Genomic DNA, 8,689 nt, shown 5'->3' with positions numbered 1-8,689 from the left:
CTCCCCAAAAACAACGGCTGCTCGCTGGCCTTGTCGAAGACCGCCAGATACGGATGCGCCGCCGACGCCTGGCGAATGACGTCACTCATCGGCAGCAGCGACCCCCCACCGGTGACCCCATGCCCGCTGCCCGATTCCAGTTCTTGGAGGGTGGTGGTGATCAGCAGCGTGGCCGGCACCCCATTCTGGTCGCCCAGCTGACCCGAGGCCAGCAGGGCCCGACACATCGCACCCAGAGCGTCGTGGTTGCGCTGCCCGGTCGTGCGGGTATCGCAGCGCACCGCCTCCGCCGACGGCTCCCCAGCAGGATCGGGCTGGTCACCATCGGGCCGGGCACCATCGGGCCGGTCCGCGTCGGGTTGATGGTCGGGGTTGTTGCGGCCGGGGGCGGCCCACACCGCCAGCACCGCCTCGAGTGCGGCACGGGTGCCCGGATCGATCTGGGCGCGCAGCTCACTCATCCCGTCGAGGCGTTGACGCCCCAACCGCAACCACCGCTGCGCCGCCCGCAACTCATCGGAGAAGTCCCCGTCGGGGTTCAGATAAGCCGCCAACCGCTGCGCGGCCGCACGCAACTCCTCCGGAGTGTGCTTCGCCGCAAGATCAGCCAGTTGGGCTTCGGCGGCCTCACGCACGTCAGACGGTGTCGAGGCGGGGATCTCCTTGGCGAAAAACCGCCGAATCACCCGCACATGCTCGGCCCCCACCAGGCCCTTCTCCACCGCGGCGGCCGTGTGCGCCAACTCCGGTTCCAGCGTTTCACCGGTCATCGCCCGCCGCGGCGCCAACTCCGCCGCTTCAGCCACCCGCCGACTCGCCTCAGCCTTGGAGATCCGCAACAACACCGTCAACGCGCCGGCCACACTGTGCTCACCCAACTCCGCCAACGGCGCGCCCTGCAACCCCGCCACCAGCCGATGCCCCACCATCGCTTGACGTCGCGTGAAGGCCTCCCATTGGGCGGTCAACGCCAACTGCTCAGCAGTGCTCAAGGTGTCGAACGACTCAGCGATCAACGCGGACGCCTGCGCGGCCATCCCCGCAATCACTTCGCTCACATGTTCGAAACCCACACCCCGACGCTAAACCCACCCCCCGACACAATCACCCCAATTGTGACCACTGAAACCAAAGAGACACAAGTGATTTAGCGGCGAACCCAGAGTCGCACGGGTACCGCCCCGCCGACACGACGAGCCGCCACATTACGGTTAGTCGAGCATCGGCCCCGCACCGGCAGCCCACCCAAGGGCACCGCGACGCAGACCACGACAGACAGGAGAACGTCGGATGACGATTCTGGACCGCTTCCGACTCGACGACAAGGTCGTTGTCATCACCGGCGCATCGTCCGGCCTCGGGGTCTCGTTCGCCGAGGCCTGCGCACAGGCCGGCGCCGACGTCGTGCTCGCCGCTCGGCGCATCGAAAAGTTGGACGCGACAGCGGAACTCGTCAGAGCCGCCGGTCGGCGTGCGCTCAACGTTCAGACCGACGTCGCGGATCCCGACCAGTGCACAGCGCTCGTCGACGCTGCGATGCAGGAGTTCGGACACGTCGACGTCCTGGTGAACAACGCGGGCGTCGGCACCGCCGTACCTGCGACACGAGAAACGCCTGACGAGTTCCGCAAGGTCGTCGACATCAACCTCAACGGTTCCTACTGGGCGGCCCAAGCCTGCGGGCGAGTGATGCAGCCCGGTAGTTCGATCATCAACATCTCCAGCGTGTTGGGCCTGACCACCGCCGGACTCCCCCAGGCCGCATACGCCGCTAGCAAGGCCGCGATCGTCGGCCTCACGCGCGACCTCGCACAACAATGGGGCGGACGCAAGGGGATTCGCGTCAACGCCTTGGCGCCCGGCTTCTTCAAGTCGGAGATGACTGATGAGTACAAACCCGGCTATCTGGATGAGACGCTCGCCAGTCGCGTCGTATTCAATCGGGTGGGCGAGCCGCACGAGTTGTCGGCCGCGGTCATCTGGCTCGCGTCCGAGGCAGGTGGCTACGTCACCGGTCAGACGATCGTGGTCGACGGCGGCGTCACGATCACCTAGACGCTCGCAACGCTTCGGTCACGAATTGCGAACGGAACCGTCGGCACCGCAGTGACGGTGCTTCGATGGTGCGAACCGCCGGAGGGTTCTCATGGGTTCGCTCGGACCGCCAGCTTGGCTTGGCCTGCTGATCGCCGTCGCGATCATGGGCGCGCTGTGCGGATTCGTCGCGTCGTCAGCGATGCGGCGCAACAAGCGACACACGCGGCGGATCTTCGTTCTCGGCGCCCTCTGCGGGTTCCTGGCCGGCGCCACCCATGCGAGGCGTCACGTCGCCGCCGCTGCGGTGCGGACGGGCTTGAGGCGCGCCAAAAGGCAATTGATCCGACTCTAGACAGGAACGGTATGACTGCGCCGCAACCGATCTCGGTCGAAAACTTCTCTCATGTATGCATCGGGGTGTCGGACATGGATGCCGCGGTGTCCTTCTACACCGGGGTGCTCGGCATGGACGTGGTTTTCGACGTCAACCTCGACGGAGGTGGAATGGACGCCGTCACCGGCGGCGCCGCCCAGAGCGGTCGCATGGTCGGCGGTCTCGTCGGCGGGGTCATGGTCGAACTTCTCTATCTCGGCACCGTGCCGGCCGGCCAGGACGGTCCTCATCTGGGCTATACCAACATCTCCTTCCGAGTGGCGGATCTGGACGCAACCTCCGAGGCGCTCCAACGCAATCATCCCGATGTGCGCGCCACCCCCGCCGTCGAAATCGCCGGTGTCCGGATGCTGTTCGTTTACGACCCCGATGGCACGCCCATCGAGTTCATCGAGCTACCGGCAGGGGCGAAATCGACGCTGGAGATGTGGCGGCCGTCTTCCTGAGCCGTCTCACACCGACTCGACGGCAGCCCGTCTCCGTTCCCACGGCCACGTCATGAGGGCCCACACGGCGATGACGATGGCCACCTCGACCACCAGATACAGCGGCCACGGCCCGAACACGTCGAGCAGCGACGCGGTGGGAGGCTTCCGGTTCAGGTAGCCGTAATTCGTCCCGACGATCGCATTGAAGGTGAAGGTCAGCGCCGCCCAGGCCAGCGACACGACGACCGCGAAACGGTAACTGCGCCAATGCGGACGCATCCTCCGGCCCCACGTGAGGTAGACCGCCGCCCAAACGGCGAAGACGTGGAGCACGAAAAACGTCAGGAACAGGTGGTGCGGGAAATCGGGCGCACCCTCCCGCGGTGTGCCGACGTCGGGTGTGAGCAGCGCCTGCGAGCTCAGGAGGAGACACCAGTAGTACGTCAGCGCGAAGGCCCAGTGGCGTTGTGACCACAGCGCATACGCTGCCGTCAGCTCGGCGATGTCGCACAGCTGAATCGGAATGGACGTCTGAATGTCGGGCCGGATCAACTTGTAGACGAGCGCCACAACGAATGCCGCGAGGATCAGCACCGCGAAGACACGCGAGAACACGCGAGCTTGAGCTTCGGTCTGACGGCGCCCCAACCAGATCAGCAGTACGACACCCACCGCGAATATGGCGAGCACCACCAGGTGCGAGGGCCCGTACGCCTCGAATTGCGTTTGTGCCTGGTTCATCTCAGCGAGGCCTGGGGGCAGGTTGCGCCAACGTCGGCGCGGTGTACAGGCCCAGCGTTCGTGCGGTCACCGTGGACAGTTCTCCTTGCAGATTCGAAAGCGGTCGACTGCCGCGGATGTGGATGACGTTCGTCAACAGGATCACGTACGTATCAGAACCCGGGTCGATCCACAGCGACGTTCCAGTGAATCCCGTGTGCCCGAAGCTGCCCACAGGAAAGATCAGTCCGCGCGGTCGGGAGTGGCCGGTGTCGATGTCCCATCCCAGACCGCGGAGATCTTGGCCCTCGATCGCGGGATAGTTCGGCGCGAGGAGCGGATTCGGGTTCGGAGTCTCGGCGATCGCCTCGCGGACCGCCTCGTTCGCCGCCTCGACTTGTCCGGGTGTGTGACCGGGCTGCTGCGGAGTCGTCATCAGCTGCAACGTCTCTCGCTTCAGAGGAAACATGCTCGGGCGGCCGGCCAACCGGTCGAGCAGCGCTTGCGCGAAGGTGCTGATGTCGAGTGCCGTCGAGAACACACCGGCGTGCCCGGCGACGCCACCCATGCGGCGTGCGGTCGGATCGTGCACCGTGCCACGCAACAAGAAGTCGAGGTCGGGGTTGCTCCCCGGTTGGGCTCTTCCCTCTTCATCGAGAGCGGTCGGCGCGGTCCGCGCCAAAACGTCTGTGTTCCAGTCCCCTTCGGGACACGCGGCGCTGGTTGACGAGGACGACGCCCACGCGATCGCGGCGCCCCTGAGCTGGTGCGGACCGCACGCCTTGGCCAGCGGAAGGTAGCGGGTGTCATCCATGTGCAGGGGTTCGAAGACATTCTGCGCCACGTAGACGTCCTCGGGTTCACCGGTCACCTTTTCGATCAGCGCACCGAGCAGGATGAAGTTGATGTCGGAGTAGCGGAACACCTCCCCCGGCTGCGATTGCAGTGGCGTCGCCAGCGCACGACGGATGCCCTCCGCGCTGTCGGCGCGTGCCAGGCCCCACGGGTCCCGCAGATCGATGTCGCCCGCGATGCCCGAAGTGTGGGTGAGCAACATGCGGATCGTCACCTGCGCGCGCTGCGGGTCGTGCGCACTGTTGAACGCGGGCAGATAGCTCTGCACCGGTTCGTCGAGGCCGACCTTGCCCTGCTCGTAGAGCTGCATGACCGCGGTCGCCGTCGCGAGGGGCTTGGTCAGCGACGCCACGTCGAAGATCGTGTTCTCGGTCATGGGCTCGGCAGGCGTGGGAGTGCCGTCGAGACCCTGTTCGCCAGCGAGCTTCCGTGAGCCGTACGCGTGGTGCACCACGAGCTTCCCGTCGTGGCCGATCGCCACCACCGCGCCGGGCAATTTGTGTGCGGCGATCGCGCTGTCGATCAGCTCGTCGACCGGCGGAAGCCCTGGTGTCGGAGCGGCGGGCGGGTGGGTGGCGGTCGACGGCGGCGCCGCCAGCGGGCTCGAAGGCGGACGCGAATCCGACGGCGGACGATCGACCCGGCCACACGCCGAAGACGCGATGAGTGCGAACACGACCGCCGCGATGACAAGTAGCCACGGCGTCGACCGCTTTCCGCCGCCGGCGGATCGGTCTGCTGGCATGGCCACCTCGTCGGGTCGAAGGTGCGCGTGCGACGCCGCCGTGTCAGCCGCGCATTCGCCAGCATAGGGCGGAGACGTTTCGGCGCAGTTGAATCCGCTGACCGCCAACCGCATGCCGACGATGTTGTTACCATCGCGCCGTGCAGGACTCCCCGACGCCACCCGGTCGCGGCGGAGGGCCCTGTCCGTCACGACGCGAACTTCTCAAATACGCCGTCGCCGCCCCGACATTGATGCTCTTCGGAGCGGCCGCAGCGTCGCGGTCGGCGCCGAAGGCGGACGCGCAAGGACTGCGGCTCGTCGACTTCGCGCACCGGAAGGTGCCTGCCAATCAGCTCAAGGCGGCGGGTTTCGACGGCGCGCTGGTGTATGTCTCGGAGCTACGCCCGGGAGCCGACTTCGACTTCAAACCGGTGACCCGCGAATACGCCGACTCATTACGAGCCGAGGGCCTGCACGTCGTCAGCTGCTACCAGTACGGCAAGCCCGGCTGGCCCACACCGTCGGACTACACCCGGGGCTACGACGGTGGTGTCGCGGACGCGTCGACCGCGCTGCTGCTGCACAACGCCGCGGGCGGTCCGGACTCGGCGCCCATCTTCTTCAGCGTCGACGAGGACATCGACGAGGACACCTGGGAGAACGTCGCGCGCGAGTGGTACCGCGGCATCAACTCGGTGCTGGGCGTGAACCGCACGGGTCTCTACGGCCACGCGCGGGCGTGCTCATGGGCCATCGGTGATGGCGTCGTCGGCCGCTCGACCAGCGACGGACATTGGTGGGTGTGGCAGACCAAGGCCTGGTCGGCCGGCAAGCGCGATCCGCGAGCCGTGCTCTATCAGGCCGTGGTGATCGGCGGGTCGGAGCCCGGCGTGGCGATTGGGGACACCCACGTCGACGTCGACGAGGTTCTCGCGCCCGACTTCGGGCAGTGGGATCTGGACCGAGGCTGACCGTGCCCGTTACCAGAGCGTTTCGCCGTCGTTGCCATGAAATCGGCGCGGGAGCGTTCGCCGCGAGACCGCATTTAATACCCTGCTGACATGCCGGAGCGCGAACCGGCCGGGGGGACGGTCATCAAGCTGGTTCTGTGCTGCACGCTGGCCGGGGTGCTGGCGGCAGCACTGATGTTCCCGTTCGCGGGTGGATTCGGGCTGCTGTCGAACCGCGCCTCGGACATCGTCGCCAACGGTTCTGCGCAGCTGGTGGAGGAGGACGTCCCCCAGGTCACGACCATGGTCGATGCCGCGGGTAAGCCGATCGCGTGGCTGTACAGCCAGCGCAGGTTCGAGGTGCCCAGCGAGAAGATCGCCAACACCATGAAGCTGGCCATCGTCTCGATCGAGGACAAGCGCTTCGCCGAGCACGCGGGCGTCGATTGGCAAGGCACGCTGACGGGTCTGTCCGGTTATCTGTCGGGCAACCTCGACACCCGCGGCGGGTCGACGATCGAACAGCAGTACGTCAAGAACTTCCAGCTGTTGGTGACCGCCCAAACCAATGCCGAGCGGCGCGCCGCGGTCGAGCTCACGCCGGCGCGCAAGCTGCGCGAGATGCGGATGGCGCTGACGCTGGACAAGACATTCACCAAGGCGGAGATCCTCACGCGCTACCTGAACCTCGTCGGGTTCGGCAACGGGGCGTTCGGGGTCCAGGACGCCGCGCAGACCTACTTCGGCATCAACGCATCGCAGTTGAACTGGCAGCAGGCCGCGCTGCTGGCCGGCCTCGTCCAGTCGCCGACCTCGCTGGACCCCTACGTCAACCCGCAAGGCGCCCTGCAGCGGCGGAACCTGGTGCTGGACACCATGATCGACCACCTGCCCCAGCATGCCGACGAGCTGCGATCGGCCAAGTCGTCATCCCTCGGCGTGCTACCGCGCCCCAAGGAGCTCCCCGGCGGGTGCATCGCCGCCGGTGACCGCGGCTTCTTCTGTGAGTACGTGCTGGCGTATCTGGCCCATGCCGGGATCAACAAGGATCAGGTCGCCCGTGGGGGCTACCTGATCCGGACGACGCTCGACCCAGCGGTCCAGGCGTCGGTGAAACGATCCATCGACAAGGTCGCGAGCCCCACGCTGGACGGAATCGCCGGCGTGATGAGCGTCATCAAGCCCGGGAAGGATTCTCACCGGGTCCTCGCGATGGCGAGCAATCGGACCTACGGCCTGAACAAGGACGCCGGGCAGACGGTGCAGCCTCAGCCGTTCTCGCTCGTGGGCGACGGCGCCGGTTCGATCTTCAAGATCTTCACCACCTCCGCGGCGCTCGAGATGGGCATGGGGATCAACGCTCAGTTGTCCGTACCCGGTAGCTTCCAGGCCCGAGGCCTGGGGAGCAGCGATACCCCCGGTTGCCCGAAAGAGACCTGGTGCGTGAAGAACGCCGGAAACTACCGCGGGTCGATGAACGTCACGGACGCGCTGGCCAGCTCACCCAACACGGCGTTCGCGAAGTTGATCCAGCAGGTCGGGGTGCCCCGCGCGGTCGACATGGCTGTTCGGCTTGGGCTGCGCTCGTATGCCCTTCCGGGGACGGCCCGCGCGTACGACCGGGGAAGCAATGAGAGCCTGGCCGACTTCATCAAGAGGCAGAATGCGGGATCGTTCACCCTCGGCCCGTTCCAGCTCAACGGTCTCGAATTGTCGAACGTGGCAGCGACGTTGGCTTCGGGCGGGGTGTGGTGCCCGCCGAACCCCATCGACAAAATCATCGACCGTCGCGGTGAGGAGGTGACCTTCACCGCGGAGAAGTGCGACCAGGCGGTGCCGGAGGGGTTGGCGAACACGATGGCGAACGCCTTGAGCAAGGATGATCAGGGCGGCGGGACCGCGGCCGGGGCGGCGGGTTCGGTGGGATGGGACCTGCCGATGTCGGGTAAGACCGGCACGACCGAGTCCCACAGGTCTTCCGGCTTCCTCGGGTTCACCAATCAGTACGCGGGCAGCGTCTACATCTTCGACGACTCGAACTCGCCGTCCGAGATCTGCTCGTTCCCCCTGCGCAAGTGCTACAGCGGTGACCTGTACGGCGGTAACGAGCCAGCGCGCATCTGGTTCGAGGCGATGAAGCCGATAGCGACGAGTTTCGGCGAGGTCCACCTGCCGCCGACCGATCCTCGCTACGTCGAGGGCGGTCCCGGCAGCGAGGTGCCCAACGTATCGGGTATGAACGTCGACAAGGCCCGCCAGCGACTCAAGGACGCCGGGTTCCAGGTGGCCGACAAGACGACGCCGGTGAACAGCGAGGCCCCCTACGGCGCAGTCGTGGGGACGACGCCGAATGGCCGCACCATCCCGGGGTCGATCGTCACCATCAACACCAGCACCGGGTTCGTACCGCCTCCGCCGCCGCGGCAGGAGGAACCGCCGCCTCCGCCCGGGGCGCCGCCTCCGCCCCCGCCGGATCCGATGGTGATGCAGATACCCGGTCTGCCGCCGATCTTCCTGGGGCCGCCGCCTCCGCCCCCCCCACCGCCGGCTCCGCCGCCGGCGGTGGCGGGGGCGGAGG

The 8,689-nt window shown here is 66.8% G+C and carries 8 protein-coding genes; 5 read left to right on the top strand and 3 right to left on the bottom strand.

Annotated elements, in window-relative coordinates:
- The coding region (locus tag A5752_RS02170; RefSeq protein WP_156613541.1) for a DUF222 domain-containing protein at positions 1 to 1,073 on the bottom strand (1,073 nt) is incomplete at its 3' end.
- Between the two features lie 217 nt (positions 1,074 to 1,290).
- On the opposite strand from A5752_RS02170, the gene A5752_RS02165 reads away from it, so the two are divergent.
- From A5752_RS02165 to A5752_RS02155, 3 genes are all read left to right on the top strand, one after another.
- Positions 1,291 to 2,055, top strand: a complete 765-nt coding sequence (locus A5752_RS02165) for an SDR family NAD(P)-dependent oxidoreductase (protein WP_067081387.1) — start codon at positions 1,291 to 1,293, stop codon at positions 2,053 to 2,055.
- Between the two features lie 91 nt (positions 2,056 to 2,146).
- Positions 2,147 to 2,389, top strand: a complete 243-nt coding sequence (locus A5752_RS02160; protein WP_067081377.1) for a hypothetical protein — start codon at positions 2,147 to 2,149, stop codon at positions 2,387 to 2,389.
- Positions 2,390 to 2,400: 11 nt separating this feature from the next.
- Positions 2,401 to 2,877 (top strand): VOC family protein, encoded by a 477-nt coding sequence (locus tag A5752_RS02155; protein ID WP_067081366.1) that lies wholly within the window; start codon positions 2,401 to 2,403, stop codon positions 2,875 to 2,877.
- Between the two features lie 6 nt (positions 2,878 to 2,883).
- Here the strand turns inward: A5752_RS02155 and A5752_RS02150 are convergent, their stop codons facing one another.
- Both A5752_RS02150 and A5752_RS02145 read right to left on the bottom strand, forming a co-directional pair.
- Complete coding sequence (locus A5752_RS02150; RefSeq protein WP_067081358.1) at positions 2,884 to 3,600, bottom strand: YwaF family protein; 717 nt, start codon at positions 3,598 to 3,600, stop codon at positions 2,884 to 2,886.
- Between the two features lies 1 nt (position 3,601).
- The gene (locus A5752_RS02145) at positions 3,602 to 5,179 is read right to left on the bottom strand and encodes a serine hydrolase domain-containing protein (protein WP_067081408.1); all 1,578 of its coding nucleotides are present in this window, start codon (positions 5,177 to 5,179) and stop codon (positions 3,602 to 3,604) included.
- Between the two features lie 233 nt (positions 5,180 to 5,412).
- On the opposite strand from A5752_RS02145, the gene A5752_RS02140 reads away from it, so the two are divergent.
- Both A5752_RS02140 and A5752_RS02135 read left to right on the top strand, forming a co-directional pair.
- Positions 5,413 to 6,132, top strand: coding sequence for a DUF1906 domain-containing protein (locus A5752_RS02140; RefSeq protein WP_197500525.1), 720 nt, complete (start codon positions 5,413 to 5,415; stop codon positions 6,130 to 6,132).
- 90 nt (positions 6,133 to 6,222) lie between these two features.
- On the top strand, positions 6,223 to 8,689 hold a 2,467-nt coding region (locus tag A5752_RS02135), incomplete at its 3' end, for a penicillin-binding protein (RefSeq protein WP_067081338.1).

Source organism: Mycobacterium sp. 852002-51961_SCH5331710 (genome assembly GCF_001665535.1).
Classification (GTDB): Bacteria; Actinomycetota; Actinomycetes; order Mycobacteriales; family Mycobacteriaceae; genus Mycobacterium.
This window is presented reverse-complemented; position numbering and strand designations above follow the sequence as displayed.

Bases quoted from the DNA above. Each gene is read 5' to 3' on its own strand.
- A5752_RS02165 (WP_067081387.1), top strand. From the start codon at position 1,291: ATGACGATTCTGGACCGCTTCCGACTCGACGACAAGGTCGTTGTCATC.
- A5752_RS02160 (WP_067081377.1), top strand. From the start codon at position 2,147: ATGGGTTCGCTCGGACCGCCAGCTTGGCTTGGCCTGCTGATCGCCGTC.
- A5752_RS02155 (WP_067081366.1), top strand. From the start codon at position 2,401: ATGACTGCGCCGCAACCGATCTCGGTCGAAAACTTCTCTCATGTATGC.
- A5752_RS02150 (WP_067081358.1), bottom strand. From the start codon at position 3,600: ATGAACCAGGCACAAACGCAATTCGAGGCGTACGGGCCCTCGCACCTG.
- A5752_RS02145 (WP_067081408.1), bottom strand. From the start codon at position 5,179: ATGCCAGCAGACCGATCCGCCGGCGGCGGAAAGCGGTCGACGCCGTGG.
- A5752_RS02140 (WP_197500525.1), top strand. From the start codon at position 5,413: ATGCTCTTCGGAGCGGCCGCAGCGTCGCGGTCGGCGCCGAAGGCGGAC.